Consider the following 24698-nt stretch of genomic DNA (forward strand, 5'->3'; position numbering starts at 1 on the left):
CGGCTACTTCGACGTCAAGGGGTTCCGCGACCTGGCGGCGGCCGGGGTCGTGTTCGCGCTGCTCGCGCTCCGCCAGCACCGCGCGCTGGCCTGGGTGATGCTGTTCGACGTGCTGATCCCGCTCGGCGACATGTTCACGGTCATGACGCACGGCAGCTCGTTCGGCTACGCCTACGCCGTGCACGGATCCGCCGCCACGCTGATGGTCGTCGGCGTCGTCCTCCAGTTCGTCCGCGTGGCCCGCGACGACCGCGCCCAGAAGCGGTCCGCCGCCTGACCTCCGCTCGACACCGCGCGCGCCCCGACCCTCGCGACACGAGGGCGGGGCTCGGGTGCGTCCGGGACGGTGGCAGGCTGGTGGGGACGGAGGGGAGCGCGGTGAGTGATCTACAGACGCGGCCGGAGGCCGTGGCGTGCGGCGGACGGGACGACGTGGCGGGCGGACCGGTCCGGGAGCTGCTCAAGTCCCGGACGGTCTCGCTCGGAGCGGGCACCGAGGTGCGGCGGCTGCTCCCGACGCTCGGCCGGCGGATGGTCGGCGCCTGGTGCTTCGTGGACAACTACGGCCCGGACGACATCGCGCGCGAACCCGGCATGCAGGTGCCGCCGCACCCGCACATGGGGTTGCAGACCGTGAGCTGGCTGCACGCGGGGGAGGTGCTGCACCGCGACAGCCTCGGCAGCCTCCAGACCATCCGGCCGCGCCAGCTCGGGCTGATGACGTCCGGACGGGCGATCTCCCACTCGGAGGAGTCGCCGCGCGGGCACGGCCCGGTGCTGCACGGCGCGCAGCTGTGGGTGGCGCTGCCCGGCGCGGCGCGCAACACCGACCCGAGCTGGGAGTTCCACGCCGACCTGCCCGTCGCGGCGGCGCCCGGGCTGACCGCGACCGTGCTGCTCGGCGAGCTGGCCGGGACCGCGTCGCCCGCCCGCGTCCACACGCCGATCGTCGGCGCGGACATCGAGGTCGCGGACGGCGCGGACGCGCGCCTCCCGCTCGAACCCGACTTCGAGTACGCCGTGCTGACCATGTCCGGGCGGAACGTCGTGGACGGCGTGCCGCTCGACCCCGGGTCGATGCTCTACCTCGGCTGCGGGCGCCGCGAGCTGCCCGTCCGCGCGGACGGCGGCGGTTCGCTGATGCTGCTCGGCGGCGAGCCGTTCGAGGAGCGGCTGGTCATGTGGTGGAACTTCGTCGGGCGGTCCGGCGACGAGATCACCCAGGCCCGCGCCGACTGGATGAACGGCGACCGGTTCGGGACCGTCCACGGCTACGACGGCGGCCCCATCCCCGCGCCGGCGCTGCCCAAGCTCCCCCTGAAACCCCGCGGCCGCACCCGCTGAGGCCGGGCGGTCAGGCGGCCGGGAGGCGGGTGCCGGTCTCGGCGGAGGCGCGGACGACGTCGAGGAGCCGGTGCAGGTCCAGCGCCTCCTCGAACGAGGGGACGGACGCGGGGGAGCCGGCGAACGCCTGGTAGACGCGCGCCACGTTCGCGGCCTCCGTGCCGCGCAGCGACGGCGGGAGCGCCTCGTCCGGGAGGTCGAGCACCTGCGGCTCGCCGCCGGTCTCGCGGTTCCCCAGCAGGACGAGATCGTCGATCTGGACGCCGTACCCGCCGCGCGAGACCAGCGTGAGGTCGCCCTCGGTCCCGGCGATCTCGATGCGGGTGCCGGGCGCGGTGCGCTTGGCGTAGTGGACGTGCGCGGAGAGCGTCGCGCCGGACGCGAGCGTCCCGGCCAGCGCGATCTGGTCGGGGCTGTCCGCCTCGACGGGCTCGCCCGTCTCCGCGACCGTGTAGTGGACGCGCTGGACGGCGGTCGTCGCCGACAGCTCCGCGATCGGCCCGACCAGGTGCCGGACCAGGTCCAGGTGGTGGCCGCCGCCGACCTCCAGCGTGCCCGCGGCGTTCCGCACGTCCGCGGTGTAGGACGACCAGCCGGGCAGCGTGCCGTCCGCGCCCTTGAAGAGCCCGGCGTGCACGTTCACCGAGGTCACGCGGCCGATGTGGCCGTCCGCGAGCAGCTGGCGCGCGCGGACAGCGGCGGGTGCGAACCGGGCCTGGAGGCCGACGGCGGTCCGGACCCCGGCGCCGGCCGCCAGCTTGGCCACGGCCTCGGCCTCCGCGGTCGTCCGGGTGAGCGGCCATTCGGAGAAGACGTGCTTGCCCGCGTCCAGCGCGGCGCGGATCAGCTCGTCGTGCGCAGGGACCTTCACCGTGATCGCGACGAGGTCGACGTCCGGGTGCGCGGCGAGCGCGCGCGGGTCGGTGAAGTGGTGCGGGACGCCGTAGCGGCGGGCGGCCTCGCGGGCGCTCTCCTCGCGCCGGGTGCCGACGGCCGTGATCTCGAAGCCGTCCAGCGCGCGCAGCGCCGGGACGTGGGCGCGCGACGCCCAGCCCTGGTCCGGGTTGGCCCCGATGATGCCGACGCGGATCGCGGACATGGTGATCTCCGTTCAAGAAGCGGACGCGGGTCGTCCGGATGTCCCGACCGTAGCTCAAACGGACGCGGGCTGTCCACTTAATCCGGACGGGCGAAGTCCGCTTAGATCCGGAATCCCCGGTCCGCGGCCGCGGTTGAGTCCGGTGTGATGCATGGCGAGTACAAGGTGCCCGGCGGGAAGCTCGTCGTCGCCGACGTGGACGTCGTCGACGGCCTGCTCCGCGCCCCCCGGATCAGCGGCGACTTCTTCCTCGAACCCGACGAGGCGCTCGACGCGATCGACCGCGCGCTCGACGGGCTGCCCGCCGGGCTGGAGGCGCGCGACCTCGCCGCCCGCGTCCAGGCCGGGCTGCCGCCGGGCACGGTCATGCTGGGCCTCACCGCCGAGGCGGTCGGGATCGCCGTCCGGCGGGCGGTGTCGCGGGCGTCCGACTGGCGCGACCACGACTGGCGGCTCGTCCACGAGGGGCCGCAGCCGCCCGCGCTGCACATGGCGATCGACCAGGTGCTCGCGGAGGAGGTCGGCGCCGGCCGCCGCCCGCCGACGCTGCGGATCTGGGAGTGGGGCGCGTCCGCCGTGGTCATCGGCAGCTTCCAGTCGCTGCGCAACGAGGTGGACGGCGATGCCGCGTCCGCGCTGGACGTCGAGGTCGTGCGCCGGATCAGCGGCGGCGGCGCGATGTTCGTCGAGCCCGGCAACACCATCACCTACTCCCTGTACGCGCCGGAGTCGCTGGTCGCGGGCATGTCGTTCGCCGAGAGCTACGCCTTCCTCGACGACTGGGTGCTCGGCGCGCTCGCCGAGCTGGGCGTCCGCGCCTGGTACCAGCCGCTCAACGACATCACCTCCGACCAGGGCAAGATCGCGGGCGCCGCGCAGAAGCGGCTCGCGAGCGGCGCCGTCCTGCACCACGTGACGATGTCCTACGACATCGACGTGGACAAGATGCTCAGCGTGCTGCGGATCGGCCGCGAGAAGCTGTCCGACAAGGGCACCACCAGCGCGAAGAAGCGCGTCGACCCGCTGCGGCGGCAGACCGGCCTGGCCCGCGACGAGATCATCCGCCGGATGGTCGCGCACTTCCGCACCCGCTACGGCCTCACCCCGGACGCCCTGACCGACGACGAGCGCATCCTCGCCGACAAGTACGTGGCCGAGAAGTTCAGCACCCCCGAATGGACGGCCCGCGTCCCCTGACGGACTGGTCGCCGCGTGGCAGATCTTGCCGTTGTGGGCGGGACGGCCGGACGGTTAGAACGAGGGCATGAGCCAGTACCCGTACCCGGTCGTCCCCGCGCCCCGGTTCGACGTGCCCGCCGGCCAGGCCGTCGAGCGCGCGCGGGCGTTCGCCGACACCATGACGCTGCGCCGGACGGTCCGGGACTTCGCGCCCGATCCCGTGCCGCGCGAGGTGGTCGACCACGCGCTGCGCGCGGCGGCCACCGCGCCGAGTGGCGCGAACGTGCAGCCCTGGCGGTTCGTCGTCATCACTGACCCGGACCGCAAGCGCAGGCTCCGCGAGGCCGCCGAGGCCGAGGAGCGCGAGTTCTACGAGCGCCGCGCGTCCCCCGAATGGCTGGAGGCGCTGGCGCCGCTCGGCACCGACTGGCGCAAGCCCTTCCTTGAGGACGCCCCGACCGTCATCGTCGTCTTCGAGGTGCACAAGGGACCGCATTCGCCGCGTCCGTACTACGTGAAGGAATCGGTCGGGATCGCGGTCGGGTTCCTGCTGGCCGCATTGCATCAGGCGGGCCTCGCCACGCTCACGCACACGCCGAGCCCGATGAAGTTCCTGAACGAGGTGTGCGAGCGTCCGCAGGAGGAACGCGCGTACGTGGTCGTCCCGGTCGGCTACCCGGCGGACGCGGCGATGGTCCCCGACATCACCAAGAAGCCGCTCGACGAGACCGTCATCCACCTCTGACACCGGCCCTGAACGTGACAGCGGCCCTGAATGCGGTAGGGACGCGGCCGGGTTGTCCCCGGCCGCGTCCCTACCGCCGGTCAGGCTTTGAGGACGGATTCGGCGAGCTTCTTGTCCCGCGCCACGCGGACGAGCGCCGAGGTGAAGCGCGCGAGTTCCTTGTCGGGGACCTCGTCCGCCAAGCGCTTCGGGTCGGTGGTGAGGCCGAGGCGTTCGGCGCCCTTGAGAGCCTGCGCGTCCATGTAGGGGCGTAGCCACGGCCACATCTGCTGGGCTTCGCGGCAGAAGATGTCCACGCCGGTCGGGCCGATCCCCGGGAACTCCTTCAGCAGCTCGGCGGCGCGCTTGGTGTCGCGTTCCGCCTCGATGGGCAGCCGCCGCAGGTCGCCGCCGTACTTGTCCTGGACGATGTCGGCCATCTCGCCGAGGCGCGTCGAGGTGCTCTCGTCGTAGCGGACGTAGTGGCCGCGCCCGAGCGCGTCCACCCGCTGCTGCCAGGTCAGCCGTGCCATGCCCCGCGCCGTCCCGCCGCCCGCCTCGAACAGCTCGCGGGCCGCGTCCATCGCGATCTCCGAGCCGATCCGGGCGCTGAGCAGGTTGGCCAGCACGAGCAGCTTGAACAGCGCGGCCGGCTGGTCCTTCAGCGGGATGCCCACCTCCTCGGCGTAGGTCCGGCCCGCCTCACGCAACAGCCTCTTCACGACAGCGTCCATCAACGCACCTCCCGTCATCCGCGCTTTACCCAGGAGCGGGCGGTTGACGCCTGCCGGGGGCGATCAGAGCAGGCTGAGCTGGCCCTCGCCGGCCAGCGGGTCGCGGTAGCGCTTCAGGTGGCGCCAGCGGGGGAGGTCGTCCAGGTACGACCAGGACATCCGGTGATGCGGGGTCGGGCCGTGCTCCTCCAGCGCCTTCTGGTGGACCGGCGACGGGTAGCCGGCGGCGTCGGCGAAGCCGTACCCGGGGAAGCCGCCGTCAAGCGCGGCCATCAGGCCGTCCCGATGCACCTTCGCCAGGACGGACGCGGCGGCGACGGTGATCGAGCGCTGGTCGGCCTTGACCTCGCAGCGGACCCGCCAGCGCGGGTCCCGGACGTAGTCGGCGTCGCCGTCCAGGAGCACCAGGTCGGGCGGTTCGGGCAGCGCCGACAGCGCCCGGACGGCCGCCCGCCGCAGCGCCGCCGTCATGCCGATCTCGTCGATCTCCGCGGGGGACGCCGCGCCGATCGCGTGCCCGTCCAGCCAGTCCGGCAGGATCTCGGCGAACGCCTCCCGGTGCCGCTTGGTGAGCAGCTTGGAGTCGGTGAGCCGGACCGTCCGGCTGCCGCGTCCGGGCAGTTCCGGCGGGTCCGAAAGGTCGGTGACGGCCGCGCAGACCACGACCGGCCCGGCCCAGGCGCCGCGTCCGACCTCGTCCACCCCGGCGATCCGCACCGGACGGCCGGTCAGCTCGCGCAGCTCGTGCTCGATCTCGTACCCGGCCACCCGGGACGGCCGCGCGCCGGACGCCTCGGGCACGCCGGGATCGAACCCGGGCAGCGCGACATCGGCCTCGGCCTCGCCGGAAACGGCCTCACCACCGGACACGGATCCTCCCGAACGTCGACACCCCTGCGGCGTCCACGATCGTACGGCCCCGTCCCGCCGGGGATCGGCCAACGCGCTGGGGTGTCCGGTCCTGGAGCCTCGGAGGGAGTTCCCTTATGCCCGGTGAGGAGTAGCATCCGGCGCAACAGGACTCCGCCGCTTCAGGGGTGGTCGGCATGGAGGCTCTGCGGTCGGGGGACCCGCGCCGCCTGGGAGGCTACGACCTCCTCGGACGCCTGGGAGTGGGCGGGCAGGGAGTGGTGTACCTCGGCCGGTCCGCGCCGGGGCGGCGGGTCGCGGTCAAGCTGCTGCACCCCGGCCTCACCGAGGACCCGGCCGTCCGGGCGAGGTTCGTCGCCGAGGCCGCGGCGGCGCGGCGGGTCGCCCGCTTCTGCACCGCGGAGATCCTTGAGGTCAACGTCGCCGGGGACCAGCCGTACGTGGTCACCGAGTACGTCGCCGGTCCGTCGCTGCGGCACCTGGTGACGGCGCGCGGCCCGCTCGCCGGGGCGGAGCTGGAACGGCTCGCGATCGGCATGGCGACCGCGCTCGCCGCCATCCACACCGCCGGGATCGTGCACCGCGACTTCAAGCCCGCCAACGTCCTCCTCGGCCCGGACGGCCCGCGCGTCGTGGACTTCGGCCTGGCCCGCGCGCTCGACGTCACCCCCACCCAGACCGGCGGGCGCCCGGTCGGCACGCCCGCCTTCATGTCGCCCGAGCAGCTCAACGGCGACACCGCCGACCTCGCCATGGACGTCTTCGCCTACGGCGCGACGCTGGTGCTTGCAGGGCTGCTCTCCGCGCCGATGGTGTTGGGGCACGGGGTGCAGGCGCCGCGTGCGGCGATGCCGCGGCTGATCGCGCCGACGACGTCCGAGCGGGTGGTGAAGCCGCACGCGGTGGCGAGCGCGGCGCGCGAGCATTCGCCGGACGGCGCCGGAGACCCGCCGAGCGTCTTCGGGACGGCGACGTCGCCGGGGAAGGCGTCGGCGCGTGGCAAGCCCTCGACCGGTAGGCATCCTTCGAGCAGCGCGTCGCCGGCGTCGTCCTCGCCGTCCGGCTCGTCCCCGCAGGCGGGGATGCTCTGGACGGAGCGGGGCGGAGTGCAGCTCGCCGGGAACTGGTCGAGCCACTCGTTCCGGATCTGGGCCGAGGGCGGGCCGGTGCACTGGACGTCCAGTACCGGGCCCTACCTCAGCGCGCCGGCCGCCGGGGACCTGGCCGCCGAGGAGCGCTCGGAGATCACGGTGGACGAGCGTCCGGCCGCGCCCGCGACGGGATGCGACACCGTCACCCTCACCGGCGAGCGCAACTCCCGCACCCTCACGATCTGCTGGGGGTGAGCCGCGGACGGGCCGTCAGAGCCAGCCGTTCTGGCGGGCGGCGCCCACGGCCTCGATGCGGTTGCGCGCGCCGGTCTTGCCGATCGCGGACGACAGGTAGTTGCGGACGGTGCTCTCCGACAGGTGCAGGCGGCCCGCGATGTCGGCGACGGTCGCGCCGTCCGCCGCCGCGGCCAGCACGTCCCGCTCCCGGTCGGTCAGCGGGTTCGGCCCGACCGACAGCGCGGCCGTGGCGAGCGCCGGGTCCACGACCTGCTCCCCGGCGAGGACGCGGCGGATCGCGGCGACCAGGTCCTCGATCGGGCCGTCCTTGACCAGGAAGCCGCGCGCGCCCGCCTCCATCGCCCGGCGCAGGTAGCCGGGGCGGCCGAAGGTCGTGACGATCAGCACCCGGCAGTCCGGCAGGTCGCGGCGCAGGTCGGCCGCGACGTCCAGGCCGGTGCGGTTCGGCATCTCGATGTCCAGGACGGCGACGTCCGGCCGGGTCTCCAGGGCCGCGGGCAGCACCTCCGCGCCGTCCGCGACCTGGGCGACGACCTCGATGTCGTCCTCCAGGTCGAGGAGCAGCGCGAGCGCGCCCCGCATCATGCCCTGGTCCTCGGCGAGCAGCACTCTGATCACCGGGTCATTCTCCACCCGCCGCGACCGGCACCGACGCGGCCAGGACGAACCCCGACGGCGACGGCGACGCCTTGAGCGTCCCGCCCGCCGACCCGACCCGCTCGCCGAGCCCCGCCAGCCCGTTCCCGCCGGACACCGGCCCGGCCTCAGCAACCAGTCCGCCGGACGCCGCGGCCCGGCCGTTGTCGGCGATCTCCACGGACGCCGCCGACCCCTCGTTCCGGACCGTGATCACGCACCGGCCCGCGCCGCTGTGCCGGATCACGTTGGTGACGCCCTCCCGGACGACCCATCCGAGCAGCGCGTCCGGCTCCGGAGGCAGCGGCCCGCCGGACCGCCGGACGACCGCCTCGACGCCCGCGTCCGCGAGCGCCGTCCGGGCCCGGTCCAGCTCGGCCGCCAGGCCCCGCCCCCGGTACCCGCTGACCGCCTGCCGGACCTCGGTGAGCGCCTGCCGCCCGACCTGCTCGATGTCGGCGGCCTGCTCGGCGGCGCGCGCCGGGTCCCGCTCGGCGAGCCGCCGGACGGCCTGCGCCTTCACCACCATCAGCGACAGCGTGTGCCCGAGCAGGTCGTGCAGGTCCCGGGAGAACCGCAGCCGCTCCTCGGCGACCGCCGCGTGCGCCAGCTCCTCGCGCACCTCCCGCAGCAGCGCGATCACCGAGAACAGCCGGATCACGATCGCGGTGACCGTGCCCGCCGTGATCGTCCCCCACAGGATGCTCTGCAGCGCGCCGCCCCTCAGCCCGGCCAGCCAGATCGTCAGCCCGGCCGCCGTGGACACCCCGCCGACCAGGAGCAGCAGCCCGTACTCCGGACGCGGCGACGCGCTCGGCAGGTGCCCGGCGACCGTCCCGGCGGCCAGCCCGGACAGCGGGAAGAACACGAACCACTCCGGGCCGAGCCGGACCGTCGCCGTCACCGCCAGCGCGGTGAGCACGACCACCCCGGCGACCGGCAGCCGCATCGGGACGCGCGCGTCGAACGCCGCGAGGACCGTCCCGGCGTACCCGGCCACGAAGAGCACCAGCACCGGCGCGGCCAGCCACAGGGGGTGCGCCGAACCGGTCACCACGTCCTGGAACGGCCACCAGGCGATGACCCCCCAGAAGAGGAACGCCCACGGGGACGGGCCCTTCTGGTCGACCTTCTCCAGGTCCACGGGCGGCCGGCGGGGGACGCGCCCCCGCACCAACCGGGAGACCCGCACCAACGGGGAGACCCGCACCGGCCGGGAGGCCCGCGCCTCCGGGAACCGCTTCATCCGCTGCTCACTCTTCGCACGCCGAATACCGTACGGCCTGCTCAGAGCGCCTGCGCCGCGCGCCGGTAGCCGACCACCGAGAACACCGTGAACGCCACCGCCCACGCGCTCAGCACCCCGACTCCCACGAGCGTCGGCGCGTGGCCGCCCGCGACGTTCCAGGACAGCTCGCCGTACCGGTTCACCGGCGTGATCCGCGCGACGTCCGCCAGCCAGGACGGCATCTTGCCGATCGGGAACCACAGCCCGCCGAGCATCGACAGGCCCATGTAGAACACCAGCGCCGCCATCTGCGCCTTCTGCGCCGTCAGCAGGTAGCCGAACCCGACGCCCAGCACGGCGAGCGGTGCGATCCCCAGCCACAGCAGCAGGAACACCGCGACCCAGCGCCCCGGCGACAGGGCGACGCCGTCCACCAGGCCGCCCGCCGCGCAGACCGCGACGATCGGCGGCAGCGCCGCGACCATCGCGCACACCGCCCGCCCGATCACCGCCTGGGACGGCCCGAGCGGCAGCAGCCGCAGCTGCCGGATCCAGCCGAGCGGCTTGTCCTCGGCGATCGAGACGCCGTTCGTCATCACCGCGCCGATCGCCCCGAACCCGGCCATCCCCACCATCGAGTACACCGCGCCGTCCGCGCCCTTCCCGGTGCCGAGGTCCAGGTTCGTGAAGACCAGGTACATCGTCAGCGGCGACACCAGCGTCATGATCAGGTAGCCGGGGTCGCGCAGCAGCCGCAGCATCTCCAGCCGGACGTAGTGGAACAGGATCATCGGACGGCCTCCTCGGCCTGGATCGGCGCAACAAGGGCCGGTTCGGCATGGGTCAGGGACAGGAACGCCTCTTCGAGGCTCGCGCCGGAGACCTCCAGGTTCCGGACGGCCCCGGCGGCGGCGAGCGCCAGCACGGTCGCGTCGGAGTCGGTCGTGTGCAGCCGGACGCGCCTCGCGTCCACCTCGCTGCTCACCACACCCGGCAGCGCCGAGAGGTCCGCGTCCAGGGAGGTCGGCGCGTCCACGCTGACGGTGCGGCCGGGGACACGGCGCTTGATCTCCTCGCTGGTGCCGTCCGCGACGACCCGGCCGCGGTCGACCACCACGATCCGGTCGGCCTCGGCGTCGGCCTCCTCCAGGTAGTGCGTGGAGAACAGCACGGTCGCGCCGCGGTCCGCGCACGTCCGGATCGCGGCCCACAGCTCCCGCCGCGACTCGATGTCCAGCGCGGCGGTCGGCTCGTCCAGGACGATCAGGTCCGGCGACCCCGCGACCGCCATCGCGAACCGGACGCGCTGCGCCTGCCCGCCGGACAGCGCGTCCGCGCGGCGCCCGGCCAGGTCGGAGATCCGCGCGACGCCGAGCAGGTCGTCCAGCGACGGCACCGGTCCGCGTGCCACGGCGGCGTGGGCCCGCTGGACGAACCCGACCAGCTCCCTCACCGTCACCCCGCCGATCAGCCGGCCGGTCTGCGGCATCGCGCCGATCCGCCCGGCCCGGACGGCCCGCTCCGGCGTCCCGCCGAGCACCCGGACGGTCCCGGCGTCCGGCGCCCGCAGCCCGAGCATCATCGAGATCACCGTCGACTTGCCCGCGCCGTTCGGCCCGAGCAGCGCCACGGTCCGTCCCCGCGCCAGCCGCAGGTCGATCCCGTCGACCGCGCGCACCGCCCCGAAACTCTTGGTCACTCCGTGCAACTCCACCGCATCCATACCGAGGACCCTAGGAATCGGCGCGCCCCTCAAGGCAGAGCCGGACATCCGCATTAGCGCAGTACAAATGTCCCGGTTGACACAGAACTGCTCGGCGCGTGAGGCGAAGCTTGTCGTCGAGGGGTGCCGTTGGGGCAGCTCCTGCGCTTTACTTCGGATTGATGACGTTGTTCGGAGGCTCCGGCTCCCGCCCGGCGGCAGGGAACGCTGCGCGGGACCTCTTCGAGCGCCTGCGCTGCCGGTACTTCCAGGTGGTCCCCGGAGTGCGGTTCCTGGGCGGGGTGGTCCTGCTGGCCGCGGCCGTCGCGGTGGCCGCGGTGCTGAACCTGCCGGTGCCGACCTCCGCCGCGTTCGCGGTCGTCGTCCTGGTGGTGGCGCACCTGACGCTGCGCTCACCTGCGGGAATGGCCGTCGCGGCCGTGGTCGCCGCGTGGCTGGCCGCTTCGGTGGCGCTCGGACGGCTCTACCCGCACGGCTACCTGAGCGCAGGGCTGCTGCTGGCGCTGCTCGCCTTGCCCGTCGCGATCGGTTCGCTTCGTTCGCGCGGGTATGCGCCCTGGCGGACGGCCCTCATCTCGCTCGTCCCGGCCGGTGTCGTCGCCGCCGGGTCGGCGATCTCGGTTCCGCGGCTCTCGGCCGGTCCAGCGTGGGTGGCGGCGCTGGCCGTCCTGGTCTACCGCTGGGACCAGGCCCGCCGGACGGGATCGGCCGAGGCCTACGAGACCGGCTGGGTCCAGGAGCAGGCCGGAGGCCGCGCCGACAGCACCGGCGACCGTCCGGACGTTTCCGGAGGTCGGCCTGATGCTTCCGGAGGACGTCCCGATGGACGGCCTAACGGTCCCGGGGGGCGTCCCGACGGTAAGGGTTCGCGGACGGGCAAGGCGCCGGGCAAGCGGCCCGCGAGCGCCGAACCGCCCGGCGATCCGGCGTCTGAGGACGATGCCGTCCCGCCGTCCACCGGCGTTCCGGCGGCGACGCGCGCCGCGTACGAGGAGCGCGCGGCGGCGGAGGCGCGGCCGGACGAGCCGGACACCCCCTCGGTCGGCGAGGCGCTCGCCGAGCTGGAGGCGATGATCGGGCTCGCGCCGGTGAAGCGGCAGGTCAGGTCGATCGCGGCGTCCATCGAGGCGGCGCACCTGCGGGCCGCGGCCGGGGTGCCGACCGAGAAGCCGATGCGGCACCTGGTGTTCGTCGGGCCGTCCGGGACGGGCAAGACGACCGTCGCCCGGGTGCTCGCGCGGATCTTCCACGCGTTCGGCCTGCTGCCGTCCGCGACCGTGGTCGAGGCGACCCGCGCGGACCTGGTCGGCGAGTACCTCGGCGCGACGGCGATCAAGACGAACGCGCTGGTGGACGCGGCGCTCGGCGGCGTGCTGTTCGTGGACGAGGCGTACGCGCTGGCCAACGCGGCCGAGGGGCAGCCGGACCGGTTCGGCGACGAGGCCGTCCAGACGCTGCTGAAGCGGGCCGAGGACGACCGCGACAACCTGGTGGTGATCCTCGCCGGATACGAGGACCGGATGGGCGCGTTCCTCGACTCCAATCCCGGGCTGGCCTCGCGGTTCGGCACCCGCGTGCACTTCCCGTCCTACAGCCCGGACGAGCTGCTGGAGATCGCCGAGTACCACGTCGGGCAGCGCGACGACCGGTTCGACGACGCCGCGCGAGACCGGCTCGCGACGCGGTTCGCCGAGGTCCACCGGCGCGGGATCGTGGACGAGCTGGGCAACGGCCGGTTCGTCCGGTCGCTGACCGAGGCCGCGGCGCGCGCCCGGGACGTGCGCGTCGTCGCGACCGTCAGGGATCGCGCGCCGGCACCCGAGACGCCCACCGCCGGCGGGCCGACCGGCGGGGCGACCGGCGGGCCGGGCATGCCGACCGGCGGGCCGGGCATGCCGACCGCGGACGAGCTGGTCACGCTCACCGCGCGGGACGTGGAGGCGGCGTTCACCGAGCTCACCGAGCGGTACCGCGGCTACGCCGAGACCCCGACGCTGGAGGAGGCGCTCGGCGACCTCGACGCGATGATCGGCCTGGCGCCGGTGAAGCGGCAGGTGCACCAGATCGCCGCGCAGCTCCAGGTGGCGCGGATGCGGCAGGAGCAGGGCCTGGTCACGCGCCCGCCGACCCGGCACTTCGTGTTCACCGGCCCGCCCGGAACGGGCAAGACGACGGTGGCGCGGGTGCTCGGCCGGATCTTCGCCGCGCTCGGCCTGCTCACCCGCCCGGACGTGGTGGAGGTGCAGCGCGCGGACCTGGTCGGCGAGCACCTCGGCGCGACCGCGCTGAAGACCAACCGCGTCGTCGACTCGGCGCTCGGCGGCGTGCTGTTCGTGGACGAGGCGTACTCCCTGGTCAACCCGGGCTATTCGGGCGGCGACGCGTTCGGCTCGGAGGCCGTCCAGACGCTGCTGAAGCGCGCCGAGGACGACCGGGATCGCCTGGTCGTGGTGCTCGCCGGATATCCGGCCGACATGGACCGGTTCCTGGCGTCCAATCCTGGATTGGCCTCGCGCTTCGACGAGCGCGTGGACTTCCCGTCCTACGGCCCGGACGAGCTGCTCCGGATCGCGCAGCTCATCGCCGGCCAGGGCGGCGACACGTGGGCCGAGACCGCGCTGGACGACCTGGCCTTGGTGTTCCAGCGCGCGGTCGGCCTCGGCCGGGTGGACGAGCTGGGTAACGGCCGTTTCGCCCGCAACCTGTACGAGAAGGCGTCCGCGTGCCGGGCGCTGCGCGCCGCCGCGCTCGGCGAGTCCGCGACACCGGCCGACCTCACGACGCTCACCGCCGACGACGTGCACGACGCCCTCGCGGAGCTGACCCAGCGACTGTCCCGGATGTGGTGAGGCCGTGCGCCGGGCCGTCCCGGATGTGGTGAGATCGTCCGTATGGAGACGGTGACCTGGGCGCAGGCCCTCGCCTGGCGCATGCGCCGGCAGCACGTCGAGGCCCCGGACGGCGGGTCCGCCGCGGACGTCGCGCGGCGGCTGGCGGGCGTCCAGGCGCAGGTCGCGTCGGCCGCCGACCTCGCCGTCCGGATCAGGCAGGGCGAACCGTCCGGAACCGCCGATGCGGTCGCGTCCGGAACGCTCGTCAAGACCTGGGCGATGCGCGGGACCCTGCACCTGCTGCCCGTCGGCGACGCTCCCGCCTACCTCGCGCTATGCGCCGCGTCCCGCAACTGGGAGAAGCCGAGCTGGCAGAAGAACTTCGGCGCGACGCCCGCCGACATCGAGGCGATCGCCGAGGCCGCCCGCACCGCGCTCGCGGACGGCGCGCCCCGCACGCGCGAGGACCTGGTCGCCGCGATCGTCGCCGAGACCGGCTCCACGCATCTCGCCGACGTCCTCGGCTCGGGGTGGGGAACGGTGCTGAAGCCGCTGGCCTGGAAGGGCGTCCTGTGCCACGGGCCGTCTCAGGGCAACCGCATCACCTTCGTCCGCCCGCTCTGGTCGTCGTCCCTTCCGTCCTTGGAGGACGCGGGGCGGACCGTCGTGCGTGCTTTCCTGGGTGCGCACGGGCCTGGCACGCCTGACACCTTCGATGCCTGGCTGCTCCGGAAGGCCAGCCGGAAGAAGGACGTCCGCGCCTGGTTCGAGTCCGCCGACCTCGCGGAGGTCGATGTCGAGGGCACTCACATGTTCGTTGTGCGGGAGCACCTGGATGACCTGGTCGGCACGGCGCCGTCCGCATCCGTCCGGCTGCTGGGGCCGTTCGACCAGTACATCCTGGCGGGCGGCACCGGCTCGGCCCACCTCGTCCCGCCCGCCCACCGGAGCGCCGTCAGCCGAACGGCGGGCTGGATCTCCCCGGTCGTCCTCCACGAAGGCCGCGTCGCAGGCGTCTGGGACGCCGCGACCTTCGACGTCACGCTCTTCGAGGACGATGTTCCCGCCGCCGACCTGGCTTCCGAACTCGATCGCGTGCGCGCGCTGGCGGGCTGATCAGCGGCCGTCCTCGCGGTATCGGCGGGACGGCCCGTCGAACGGTTTCCAGTCCTGGGAGTCGCGCGAGTCGACGACTCCGAGGCCGAAGTAGGCGCAGCAGGCCAGCACCACGAGCAGGGCCAGCACGACCAGTGCTCCCATACGCGGAGTATGCGCTTGATCACCTGGTATGCCCAGGCTTGGTTATGTTTGACGGAAGCGGACCGTGCCGCCCGGACGGAGCTGGGCAGTCAGAGGCAGATCCCGGTTCCGGACGACCGCGATGACCGGGTAGCCGCCCGTCGTCGGATGGTCGGTGAGGAAAACGATCGGTTTGCCGTCCGGCGGGACCTGGACGGCACCTGTCACCATGCCTTCGCTGGACAGTTCGCCTTCGCGTGCGCGTACGAGGCTCGGCCCGTCGAGCCGCACGCCGACGCGGTTGCTGTCCTGCGAGACCGTGTACGGCTCCGAGGTGAGGACGGTCAGGGCGTCATCGTCGAACCAGTCGTCCCGAGGGCCGGGGACGATGTGCAGGATCGGGACGTCCGGGATGGACGGGACGGGAGCCTGGTCCACGCAGATCGGCGTGTCGGTTGCGCCCGTCGGAATGCGGTCGCCTTGCGCCAGCGGCTTCGGACCCAGGCCGGAGAGCAGGTCCGTGGAGCGGCTGCCTAAGGTCTCGTCGCAGGTCAGGCCGCCTCGGACGGCCAGGTAGCTGCGCAGCCCGGAAGCCGGGATGCCGAGGTTGAGCGTGGCGCCGCCATTGATCTGGATGGGCGCGTTCATGCCGTGGCGACGGTCGTCCAGACGGAGGTCCAGCGGAGCGCCGGTGACGGCGATCCAGGCCGGGGCGTCGAACCTCACTGCGGCGTTGCCCAAGGTGAACTCGATGCACGCCGCGCCCTCGGGGTTGCCGACAAGGCGGTTCGCGAGGCGCAGCGACGCGGCGTCGGCGGCGCCCGAACGCGGGACGCCGAGATGCGCGAATCCGGGACGGCCGAGATCCTGGACGGTGGCGAGCGCACCCGGCCGCACGATCTCGATCACCGCGTCGCCTCCGGGACGAACCGGACGCGCAGCCCCGGACGCAGCAACGCAGGCGGATCCTTGTGGACGTCCCACATCGTGAGATCCGCATGTCCCAGCAAGCGCCACCCGCCAGGAGACGGCGACGGGTACACGGCCGTGTAGGGACCGGCGATCGCCACCGATCCCGCTGGGACGGACGTCCGCGGCGTCGCGCGCCGGGACACGTGCAGCGCCTCGTCCAGGCCGGTGAGGTAGCCGAAACCGGGGGAGAAACCCAGGTAGGCGACCGAGTACTCGGCCGACGCGTGCCGCTCGACCACCTCCCGGACGGTCAGCCCGCTCAGCTCGGCGACCTCGTCCAGATCCGCACCGTCATAGTGGACGGGGATCTCGACGGGCGCCGCGTCCTCGGCCTCGGAAGCGCCGAGTTCGAGCGTCGCGACGCGCTTGGCCAGCTGATCGAGGTCGCAGACGTCCGGATCAGCGACCAGCAGCACAGTCCGCTCACCCGGCACGATGTCAGAAACTCCGCCGAACGCTGCATCCCGCGCGCCCGAGAACGCACCCTCCCGCGCGCCAGCGGATGCGGCGTCGCGGAGGGCGCGGTGTAGGCGGTGCGCTTCGTCCAGGCTCGCGGTCTCGATGAGCAACCCGCCGTCCCCGGCCCGCCGGATCGTCCTCGGCGTCATGTGAACGCGCCCAGCCTCACGCCCGCGGCATGCAACGCGTCCCGGACGGCGCGGGCCAACTGCACCGCGCCGGGCGTGTCGCCGTGGACGCACATCGAGCGCGCCGAGAGCGCGACGTCCGAGCCGTCCACGGTGGTGACGCGGCCCTCGGTCGCCATCCGGACGGCCCGTTTCACGACCTGCTCCGGATCGTGCACGACCGCGCCCGGCACGCGCCGCGACACGAGCTTGCCCTCGGGCGTGTACGCGCGGTCGGCGAAGCACTCGTCGATGACCGTCAGGCCGTCCGCGACCTCGTACAGCGCCGAGCCCGGCAGCGTGAGCATCGGCAGCGTCGTGTCGAACGCGCGCACGGCGTCGGCGACCGCGCGCGCCTGCACGGGATCGCGGGCGAGGCGGTTGTAGAGCGCGCCGTGCGGCTTCACGTACGCGACGCGTCCGCCCTCGGCCCGCGCGATGCCGTCCAGCGCGGCGAGCTGGTAGAGGATCTCGGCGGTCAGCTCCTCGGCCGCGACGTCCATTTCGCGCCGTCCGAAACCCGCGAGATCGCGGTAGGACACCTGCGCGCCGATCGCCACGCCCCGCGCCACCGCCGCCGCGCACACCCGCCGCATGATCAGCGGATCGCCCGCGTGGAAGCCGCACGCCACGTTCGCGCTCGTGATCACGTCCAGCAGGGCGAGGTCGTCGCCGAGCTCCCAGACGCCGAACCCCTCGCCGAGGTCGGCGTTGATGTCCATCACCGGCATGCAGAAGGTGTACCATCTCAGCCGGGCGTGAAGCCGTCCGGCCGGTCGGTCACGAACATCCTCCCAGGTGAGTGCGTGATGGCGAACTCCGGCCGCGCGGCCATCAGCACCGCCTGCGGCGTCACCCCGCACGCCCAGAACACCGGCACGTCGCCCGGCGCGAACTCCACCGGATCGCCGAAGTCCGGCTTCGTCAGGTCGACGATCCCGAGCTCGGCCGGGTCGCCCGCGTGCACCGGCGGCCCGTGCATGGCCGGGAACCTCGCGCTCACCGCGACCGCCTCGTCCACCAGACCGCCCGGTATCGGACGCATCGACACCACCAGCGGCCCCGCGAGCCGTCCCGCACGGACGCACGGCCGGTCGGTCACGAACATCGGGACGTTCCGTCCCTGCTCGACATGCCGCACCGGCACCCCGGCCGCCGCGAGCGCCGTCTCGAAGCTGAAACTGCACCCGATGAGGAACGCGACCAGGTCGTCCCGCCAGTACGGCGTCGCGTCCGGAACCTCGGCCACCGGACGTCCGTATTGGAAGATCCGGTAGGACGGCAGGTCGCGCCGCAGGTCCGCGCCGGGCGCGGTCTCGTGCGGGCACGCGTCGCCCGGATCGGTGACCTCCAGCAACGGGCACGGCCCGGGGTTGCGGCGGCAGAACAGCATCGCGTCGAACGCGATGTCCCGCGGGACGGCCAGCAGGTTCGCCTGCGCGTACCCCTCGCACCATCCCGCCGTCGTGCCCGGCTGGGCGCCCGCCCTGAACAGCGCCCTGGCCTGCGCCGGGGTCAGGATGGACGGCCGGTCCGGCACCGGCTGACCCGGTTTCGGCTGATCTGGTGGCGACATGGCCACCCCTTTCGGCAGACCTGCCGGCTACGTATCGCAGATCTGCCGGTTATGCCCCGCCGCGAGCGGTTTCAGACCGCCTTCTCCGCCATCCCCGTGACCTCTTCCCGCGGCGCCCACGCCTGGTACACACCCCGGTCGAACAGCTCCAGCCCGAGCCGCTCCGCGACCGGCGCCCGCCCGCCCGTGTACTCCACCCGCAACCAGCCGTCATGCTCGCCCAGCACCAGGAACGGCTCGCCCCGCCACGTGCAGTGCGTGCTCACATACGCCAGCCGGGTCACCTCCCCGAACGGCACGACCCGGACATACCGGTCCGACGTGACCTCCTGGAACCCCTCCGCCGGACGCGCCCGATACAGCCGCACCTCGTCCCCGTCCGGACTCGCCTCGTACTCCTCGCCGCGCCAGTCCGCGACGTACCCCTGCCGGATGCTCATTCCCATCCCCCTCGCGCATGCCGCCCCCGCGGCCCCTCGTCCACCCCATCCGCGGGCTCGTCCTGACCGAACGCGTCATCCCGCCACCCGGAATCCGCATGCCTCCCCGGTCCCTCGACCGACCCCGAAGCCCAAAACCCACCAGGATCCGAGCCTTCGCGCCCCCCTGCCCCCGAGGCCCCGACCCCACCAGCCCCAGACGCCCCGAAGCCACCTGAGCCCGCCGCCCCGAAGCCACCTTGACCCGACGCTCCAGGGCGCCCCTGACCTGTCGTCCCGAGGCTGCCTGGGCCAGGCGTCGCGTGGCCATCTGGGCCCGGCGTGCCAGGGCCACCTGAGCCTGGCGTCCCGAGACCGCCTTGGCCCGGCGTGCCAGGGCCACCTTGTCCGGGTGCCCCGAGGCTGCCCCGGCCCGGCGTCGCGGGCCCACCTCGGCCTGTCGTCCCGAGGCCACCTGGACCGGGCGTCCCGAGGCCGCCATGGCCGGGCGTGCCAGGGCCACCTTGTCCGGGTGTCCCGAGGCTGCCCGGGCTCGGCGTCGCGGGCCCACCTCGGCCCGGCGCTTCAGGGCCGCCTGGGCCGGATGCCCCGAAATCGCCTGCTCCTGACGTCCCGAGACCGCCCCGGGCTGACGTGCCGAGGCCACCTGGACTCGGCGTGCCGGGACGGCCTGGAGCGGACGGCCCGAGGCCGCCTGCGCCCGGCGTGTCGGGACGTCCCGGGCCAGGCGCGCCGGTGCCACCGGGACCTGACATCCCGAGGCCGCCTGGGCCGCCCGGCGTTGCGGGGCGGCCAGCTTGGCCCGGCGTTCCGGGGCTACCCGGGCTGGACGTCCCGAGGCCACCTGAGCTTGACGTGCCGAGGCCGCCTTGACCCGGGGTTCCGGGGACGTTCGGGTTCTGGCGTGCGAGGTCGCTTGTGCCGGGCGTCGCGCCGCCGGGTCTTGGGGTGCCCGGTGTCGTCCGTCCGGCGGACGCCGAGGACTGTGCTCGGGTGGAGCGGCGGGCGGTGCGCGGGGTGCGAGGCTTGTCCACGCCGCGCGCGGTCGCCAGGCGGATCCGCCACCGGCGCAGGTCGGCGTCGTAGACAGCGACGAGCGTCGTCCGCCCCTCGCGGGCCAGCCGGTACATCTCCGCGCCGTGCGGCAGCCGCTGACTGTCGATCTTGTACTCGACGATCGGCGGCCCCTCGCCCGCCGCGTACCCGCTGCCTGTGAACGGCGGGTGCTCCACGACCCAGCCGCCGGGGATCAGCGCCAGCTCGGCCTCGGTCTCGGCGCCCAGCGGACGCCGGAACAGCGGCGGCTTCGTCGCGGGCCAGCGGATCACGTGCACCGCGTCCATCCCCGGGTCGAACGGCGAGCCGGGATGGTGCAGGCCCAGCGCGCGGACGAGCTGCTCCGGACGGGTCAGCTCCGCGACGTCCTTCAGCTTGTGGACGTATCCGGCGATCAGGTCGTAACCGCCGTCCAGGTAGTGGACGACATGCTCGGGCCGCAGCACCTTCTGCATCAGGAAGACCTTGGGCGGAGCGGCAGCGGGCTCCGGCGTCGGCTGCTGATCCGGTTCCGGCGGACGGACAGGCTCGGGCCGCGTGACCTGCGGGATCGGCACGGCCGCACGACTCAGTCCCGCCACATGCCGATCGGACGGATCGGGCGGCACTGGCGAACCCGTCCCTAGCGCACCAGGCCCGGCCGGCGCTCCGGGCTGCCCTGAAGCCGCAGGCCCACCCGCAAAGCCAGGCTGCGCCGCCACGCCAGAGCGACCCGACGACCCGAACTGCCCCGCACCGCTGCTTTGCGCTGTGCCCGCGCCCTGCGCCGGGCTGCCAGGCTGGGTCGGCTCCCCGAACTGCGCTGGACCACCGGCCTGCGCCAGGTCCCCGGGCTGCGCCGACTCCCCGAACTGCGCTGGACCACCGGCCTGCGCCAGGTCCCCGGGCTGCGCCGACTCCCCGAACTGCCTCGGGCCTCCGCCTTGCGCCGGACCGCCGCCCTGCGCAGGGCCGCCGGGCTGTGTCGGGCTGCCAGGCTGGGTCGGTTCCCCGAACCGCGCTGGACCGCCGGCCTGCGCCGGACCACCGGGCTGCGCCGGGCTGCCGGGCTGGGCTGGCTCCCCGGGGTGCAGTGGACCGCCGGGCTGCGCCGGGAAGCCGGGGTGCCCTGGACTGGCAGGCTGAGCCAGGGGCCCAGGCTGCGCCAGGCTGCCCGGTTGGGCGGGTCCGGACGGGGCGGCAGGGGGTGCGGGCGGGGGAGGGGTGATGGTCGGGAGCATGCGTGTGTCCAGGTAGGACGCGCTGGGCAGCCCGGGATTGACGGCGAGCTTCCAGTCCGGGTGCGGCCAGTCCCGGACGAGGTCGGCGACCGTCGAGGTCTGGTGGTGGACGGCCTGACCGCGCAGCGACCGGTCCATCGCCTCGGGGGACGTGAAGGCCAGGACGAACGTCCCGCCGCCGAACTGGGCCGTCGCGAAGTGCCGTCCGCCCTCGGCGTCCGTGCCGGGGGCGGGCAGGTACAGCGTGGCGCGGGCGAGGAGGTCGAGGTATCCCTCCTGGTCACCGCGTTCGCGGGCGACAGTCAGGGCGTGCTCGGTGTCGCCCTCGCCGGTGATCGCGGTCGGGGTCGCCGCGTCCTCGACGTCCGGCAGGGCGGACGCGATGCCGAGCGCGGGCAGCGCTAGGGGAGTGCCGCCGTCCGGGCCGGTCGTCCCGGCCTGGTACACCAGCTCGCGCGGTGACCGGACGCCGTACGCCTCCCGCAGCGCGTTCGTCATCCGCTTGGCGAGATCGCCGCAGGGCCGCGGACGCGTCGAGTCCGGGGCCTCCAGGCGGATCCACCAGTTCAGCCGGTCGTGCTCGTCCGGCTCGTTCCAGCCGAGTCCGGACAGCTTGCGCTCCTGCCGCGCCGACAGCGGCTCCGGCAGGAACTCGTTGCCGACCGCCTCGGCGTGCAGTGCGCGGCCTACGCGCAGCGCCTGCGTGTAGGGCAGCCCGGTCGGGCCCTGCACGATGAGGTACGCGCGGTCCGGCAGCCGCAGCAGCTCGGCGCCGAGCCGGTCGGCGAAGTCGCTCCAGTCCACTCGGTCCAGCCTTCACATCCGCGGGTCGGGTCGGGGAGAACGACCGTAGCGGAGTGTCGCGGTCCCCGTCCCCACCAGTACCTATTCGCCGCGCTGCGCGGGCAGCGCGTCCGCCCGCACCGGCGCCCACGCGCCCCCGATGGCGTCGTAGACCGCGACCGGAGCGCCGTCCCCGTCGCCGTCCGCCTCCCAGAGCGGCGTCCCGTGCGGAACCCGCAGCACGGCCGCCGCACCGCTCGGCGCGGATTCACCGTATGCGGAGTCCGGCACCGGAGCGGCCGCCGGCATGGCGGCCGTCCCATGCTCCGCCAGGCCCGGCAGAACCGGCATCCCGGACGTGTCGAACTCCCGGAACCCCTGCGCCGCGTCCCGCCGGCCCACGAACGGCACGGCGCCGGCGAACGCCGCCTGCCCCGCGCCGTTGGAACCGACCGGCGCGAACCCGTCCCGCTCGGCCTGCGCCATCCCGCCGGCCGGCGCGCCGGCCCCGGACACCTCGCCCCTCGGCAAGGCCGCTTCGTCGCGCGGCCCCGCACCAAGCTCGCTTTCCGGACGAGCGGCGACACGGGCGCTGGGCGGCCCATAAGCCGCGAACTCTTCGAACTGCGCAGGCGTCGCGTGGACCTCGGGCCGCGCGTCCGGCGGAACCGGACCGTCCGTTCCGGCAAATCCGGCCCCCGCGAAATCCGCACCCGCCGCAGGGAAGCCATCGCCAACCCCGTTCGCGTTCGCGCCAGGGAACCCAGCCTGCGGGACGTCTGCGCCGGTCGCCGACCGTCCGTCGCGCGGCCCTTCTGGCGTCCGACCGGCGAAACCGGCGTCCGCGCCAGGCCCGCCGAGCCCGTTCGCGTTCGCTCCACTGAAATCGGGGTTCGGGCTATCTGAACCCGTCGCCAGGTGCTCGTCACGCGGCGCTTCTACAGGCCGACCGGGGAATCCGGCGTCAATGCCAGGCCCGCCGAGCCCGTTCGCTCCAGGGAACCCGGCCTGCGGGTTCTCTGCGTCTGTCGCCCGTTGTACGCCGCGTGGTGCGTCTGCAGGGAGGCCCGGAAACCCGGCGCGCGGGACGTCCGTGACCGGCTCGCCATGCCCGTTCGCGTTCGGGAAGCCGGCGTGCGGGTTGTCTGCGCCGGTCGCCCGTTGTTCGTCGCGTGGTGCGTCTGCGGGCAGGCCCGGGAACCCGGCGCCTGGGAGGTCCGTGACCGGCTCGCCGTGCCCGTGCCCGTTCGCGTTCGCTCCGGGGAATCCGGCGCGCGGGCCGTCTGAGGGCTGGGCGGGGAACTCGTTCGGGCTTGGTGTCAGACGGCCGCCGGGCGGGGCGTCCACGCTGGGGAAGCCTTCGCGAGCGGCGTCCGAGCCAGGGCCGGGGAAGGCGTCGGCTGAGCTCTGCGGGTGTGCGGGCGTGGGCCAGGCGGCAGCGGACGGGTTGTGCGCGGGGAGTTCTTCGCGCGGAGCTGGGACGGAAGGGGGCGCGGGCGGAGGTGTGATCCGGTGCGCGTCGGACGGGCCGGGCCCGGCGAAGTCCTGCGCGGGCTGGACGGGCGTTCCTGGCATCTGCGGCGTCGCGGACGGGTCCTGGCCCGCGGACAGGGCGGACGGGCCCGGACCCGCAGACAGAGCGGACGGGTCCTGGCCTGCGGACGGAACGGACGGGTCTGCGGGTCGGCCCGGGAAGCCCGGTGCGCCGGACGGCTCGTGCGCGTTGGTCGAGGCTGCGAAGGAGTTCTGCGAGCCGGGGACGCCGGGCGGCAGCGGGACGCTCTGCTCCGCGAACTGGTCATACGGAGCGGCCGGGGCCTCCGGCGCGGCCGGGGGCTCCGGACTGGCCGGGGTCTCCGGCGCGGGTGTCCGCTGGGCTTGGGCGGCGCTCAGGCGGGTGACGGCCGACAGGTCCAGCAGGACCTCGCTGGCGAGACCCGGGTTGATCGCGAGCTGCCAGGACGGGTCGGGCCAGTTCGAGGCGAGGTCCGCGAAGGACGTCCGGCGGTAGGGCGTGCCCTGGGCCGAGACGCGGGCGAGCGCGCCGGGGGAGGTGAACACCGTGAGGTACGTGCCGGTGCCGATGTTGATGGTCGGCGGGGTGCTCTCCCCGGGCGCCTCCGGGAAGACCAGGTCGGCGGTGGGCAGCAGGTCGAAGTACGTCGTGTGGTCTCCGCGCTCCTTCGCCTGCGCGAGCCGCGGCTCGATCTCGTCCGCCGGAGACAGAGCGGGCCCGGGCGAGGGCGCGCCGCCGCCGGACAAAGCGTCATGAGGTGCGCCGCTGCCGGACAGAGCGTCCTGGATGGACGGCACGGATTCGGGCAGCCCAGGGAAGCCGTTCAACGCCGGCCCGGTCAGGTTCTTCGCGTCCGGCAATGCAGGCGGCGGTGGCGGCGGAGGCGCCGGCGGCGGGACGGGCTCGGACGCCAGGACGTCCGCGGGCGGAAGGTCCTGGAAGGAGTCCTGGCCGGAACCGGACAGCGGGTCCGACCGCCGGGTGCGCGTGATCCGGGACGGGTCGGCGCAGTCGAGGCCGAGGTCGGGCAGCTCGACCAGGCCGGTGCCGTGCCGGTGGAACGACTCGTAGACCAGGTCGGACGGCCGCCGGACGGCCTGGACGTCGCGCAGCGCGGTGACCATGACGTCGGCGAGCCGGCCGTGGTCGGCCGGGGTCGCGTAGGCGGGCAGCTCGGTCCACCAGTTGCGCGGGCCGGCCGCGCCGGGGTCCGCGGGCGGACGCCAGTCGGCCTCGCTCATCACCTCTTCGTCCGCGAGGGTGAGAAGTAGCGGTCCGTCGAGGAAGTTGTTGCTCACCGCCTCGGCATAGAGCCGGTCCGGTTCCCGCATGGCCTGGACGTAGTGGCGGCTCTCCTCACGTTCCCGGACGATCAGGATCGTGTCCCGTTCCAGGGTCGCCAGCTCGCGTCCCAGGCGCCGAGCGAACTCGGACCACTCCAACAAGATCACTCCCTACGGCCGGGGGCGCCCCCCGGTTCCCCCCGTCGATCACTGCCCGGTTCGATGATTGTCGGCCGGGACGCTTTCTGGCAAACCGGGCGCTCAGCCCCG

Annotated in this window: 22 protein-coding genes; 7 read left to right on the forward strand and 15 right to left on the reverse strand. The window is 74.1% G+C overall.

Annotation, left to right across the window (positions count from 1 at the left end):
- Both FHU30_RS04530 and FHU30_RS04535 read left to right on the forward strand, forming a co-directional pair.
- Positions 1-277, forward strand: a 277-nt coding sequence (locus FHU30_RS04530) for a DUF4267 domain-containing protein (RefSeq protein ID WP_253871944.1), incomplete at its 5' end; no start/stop codon positions are given.
- A 101-nt stretch (positions 278-378) separates the two neighbouring features.
- On the forward strand, positions 379-1344 hold the full coding sequence (locus FHU30_RS04535; RefSeq protein WP_253871947.1) for a pirin family protein: 966 nt from the start codon (positions 379-381) through the stop codon (positions 1342-1344).
- Between the two features lie 10 nt (positions 1345-1354).
- Here the strand turns inward: FHU30_RS04535 and FHU30_RS04540 are convergent, their stop codons facing one another.
- Positions 1355-2443: a Gfo/Idh/MocA family protein gene (locus FHU30_RS04540; protein WP_253871949.1), complete on the reverse strand. Its 1089-nt coding sequence runs from the start codon at positions 2441-2443 to the stop codon at positions 1355-1357.
- A gap of 147 nt (positions 2444-2590) precedes the next feature.
- Here FHU30_RS04540 and lplAB point away from each other — a divergent pair, with 147 nt between their 5' ends.
- Both lplAB and FHU30_RS04550 read left to right on the forward strand, forming a co-directional pair.
- Complete coding sequence (lplAB, locus tag FHU30_RS04545) at positions 2591-3640, forward strand: lipoate-protein ligase LplAB (RefSeq protein ID WP_253871951.1); 1050 nt, start codon at positions 2591-2593, stop codon at positions 3638-3640.
- Positions 3641-3707: 67 nt separating this feature from the next.
- Positions 3708-4367, forward strand: a complete 660-nt coding sequence (locus FHU30_RS04550; RefSeq protein WP_253871953.1) for a nitroreductase family protein — start codon at positions 3708-3710, stop codon at positions 4365-4367.
- Positions 4368-4447: 80 nt separating this feature from the next.
- Here the strand turns inward: FHU30_RS04550 and FHU30_RS04555 are convergent, their stop codons facing one another.
- Positions 4448-5080 (reverse strand): HhH-GDP family DNA glycosylase, encoded by a 633-nt coding sequence (locus FHU30_RS04555; RefSeq protein ID WP_253871955.1) that lies wholly within the window; start codon positions 5078-5080, stop codon positions 4448-4450.
- A 63-nt stretch (positions 5081-5143) separates the two neighbouring features.
- Complete coding sequence (gene rnhB / locus FHU30_RS04560; protein ID WP_253873831.1) at positions 5144-5848, reverse strand: ribonuclease HII; 705 nt, start codon at positions 5846-5848, stop codon at positions 5144-5146.
- Between the two features lie 278 nt (positions 5849-6126).
- On the opposite strand from rnhB, the gene FHU30_RS04565 reads away from it, so the two are divergent.
- Positions 6127-7296 carry a serine/threonine-protein kinase gene (locus tag FHU30_RS04565; protein WP_253871957.1) on the forward strand — a complete coding sequence of 390 codons (1170 nt, stop codon included), beginning with the start codon at positions 6127-6129 and terminating at the stop codon, positions 7294-7296.
- A 15-nt stretch (positions 7297-7311) separates the two neighbouring features.
- Here the strand turns inward: FHU30_RS04565 and FHU30_RS04570 are convergent, their stop codons facing one another.
- Genes FHU30_RS04570 through FHU30_RS04585 form a run of 4 tightly spaced genes read right to left on the reverse strand, consistent with a single transcriptional unit; the run spans position 7312 to position 10886 of the window.
- Positions 7312-7917 (reverse strand): response regulator, encoded by a 606-nt coding sequence (locus FHU30_RS04570; RefSeq protein ID WP_253871958.1) that lies wholly within the window; start codon positions 7915-7917, stop codon positions 7312-7314.
- Between the two features lie 4 nt (positions 7918-7921).
- Positions 7922-9181 carry a sensor histidine kinase gene (locus FHU30_RS04575; protein ID WP_253871960.1) on the reverse strand — a complete coding sequence of 420 codons (1260 nt, stop codon included), beginning with the start codon at positions 9179-9181 and terminating at the stop codon, positions 7922-7924.
- A 41-nt stretch (positions 9182-9222) separates the two neighbouring features.
- Positions 9223-9954, reverse strand: coding sequence for an ABC transporter permease (locus tag FHU30_RS04580; RefSeq protein ID WP_253871962.1), 732 nt, complete (start codon positions 9952-9954; stop codon positions 9223-9225).
- Positions 9951-10886, reverse strand: a complete 936-nt coding sequence (locus tag FHU30_RS04585) for an ABC transporter ATP-binding protein (RefSeq protein ID WP_253871964.1) — start codon at positions 10884-10886, stop codon at positions 9951-9953. Before FHU30_RS04585 ends, FHU30_RS04580 begins: the two co-directional genes overlap by 4 nt.
- A 161-nt stretch (positions 10887-11047) precedes the next feature.
- Between FHU30_RS04585 and FHU30_RS04590 the strand changes: the two genes are divergently transcribed.
- Together FHU30_RS04590 and FHU30_RS04595 are read left to right on the forward strand one after the other, a co-directional pair.
- A complete protein-coding gene (locus FHU30_RS04590) occupies positions 11048-13735 on the forward strand; it encodes an AAA family ATPase (protein ID WP_253871966.1) in 2688 nt (895 codons plus the stop codon).
- Positions 13736-13777: 42 nt separating this feature from the next.
- Positions 13778-14833, forward strand: a complete 1056-nt coding sequence (locus FHU30_RS04595; RefSeq protein ID WP_253871968.1) for a winged helix DNA-binding domain-containing protein — start codon at positions 13778-13780, stop codon at positions 14831-14833.
- Here FHU30_RS04595 and FHU30_RS04600 read toward each other — a convergent pair whose 3' ends face one another.
- The 8 genes from FHU30_RS04600 to FHU30_RS04635 all read right to left on the reverse strand — a co-directional run bounded on the left by FHU30_RS04600 (position 14834) and on the right by FHU30_RS04635 (position 24590).
- Positions 14834-14977, reverse strand: a complete 144-nt coding sequence (locus FHU30_RS04600) for a hypothetical protein (protein WP_253871969.1) — start codon at positions 14975-14977, stop codon at positions 14834-14836.
- Positions 14978-15019: 42 nt separating this feature from the next.
- Positions 15020-15865: a 5-oxoprolinase subunit C family protein gene (locus tag FHU30_RS04605; RefSeq protein WP_253871971.1), complete on the reverse strand. Its 846-nt coding sequence runs from the start codon at positions 15863-15865 to the stop codon at positions 15020-15022.
- Positions 15862-16536, reverse strand: a complete 675-nt coding sequence (gene pxpB, locus FHU30_RS04610; RefSeq protein ID WP_253871973.1) for a 5-oxoprolinase subunit PxpB — start codon at positions 16534-16536, stop codon at positions 15862-15864. The genes FHU30_RS04605 and pxpB overlap by 4 nt, the downstream gene beginning before the upstream one ends.
- Positions 16533-17285, reverse strand: a complete 753-nt coding sequence (locus FHU30_RS04615; protein WP_253871975.1) for a LamB/YcsF family protein — start codon at positions 17283-17285, stop codon at positions 16533-16535. Before FHU30_RS04615 ends, pxpB begins: the two co-directional genes overlap by 4 nt.
- Positions 17286-17302: 17 nt before the next feature.
- Positions 17303-18130: a putative hydro-lyase gene (locus FHU30_RS04620; protein ID WP_253871978.1), complete on the reverse strand. Its 828-nt coding sequence runs from the start codon at positions 18128-18130 to the stop codon at positions 17303-17305.
- A gap of 71 nt (positions 18131-18201) precedes the next feature.
- Complete coding sequence (locus FHU30_RS04625; protein WP_253871980.1) at positions 18202-18570, reverse strand: UCP033725 family protein; 369 nt, start codon at positions 18568-18570, stop codon at positions 18202-18204.
- Positions 18567-21650, reverse strand: coding sequence for a TY-Chap domain-containing protein (locus tag FHU30_RS04630; RefSeq protein WP_253871982.1), 3084 nt, complete (start codon positions 21648-21650; stop codon positions 18567-18569). Before FHU30_RS04630 ends, FHU30_RS04625 begins: the two co-directional genes overlap by 4 nt.
- 81 nt (positions 21651-21731) lie before the next feature.
- Positions 21732-24590, reverse strand: coding sequence for a TY-Chap domain-containing protein (locus FHU30_RS04635; RefSeq protein ID WP_253871984.1), 2859 nt, complete (start codon positions 24588-24590; stop codon positions 21732-21734).
- Positions 24591-24698: the final 108 nt, after the last annotated feature.

The sequence above is a fragment of the Actinomadura rupiterrae genome, from assembly GCF_024172125.1.
Lineage (GTDB): Bacteria > Actinomycetota > Actinomycetes > Streptosporangiales > Streptosporangiaceae > Spirillospora > Spirillospora rupiterrae.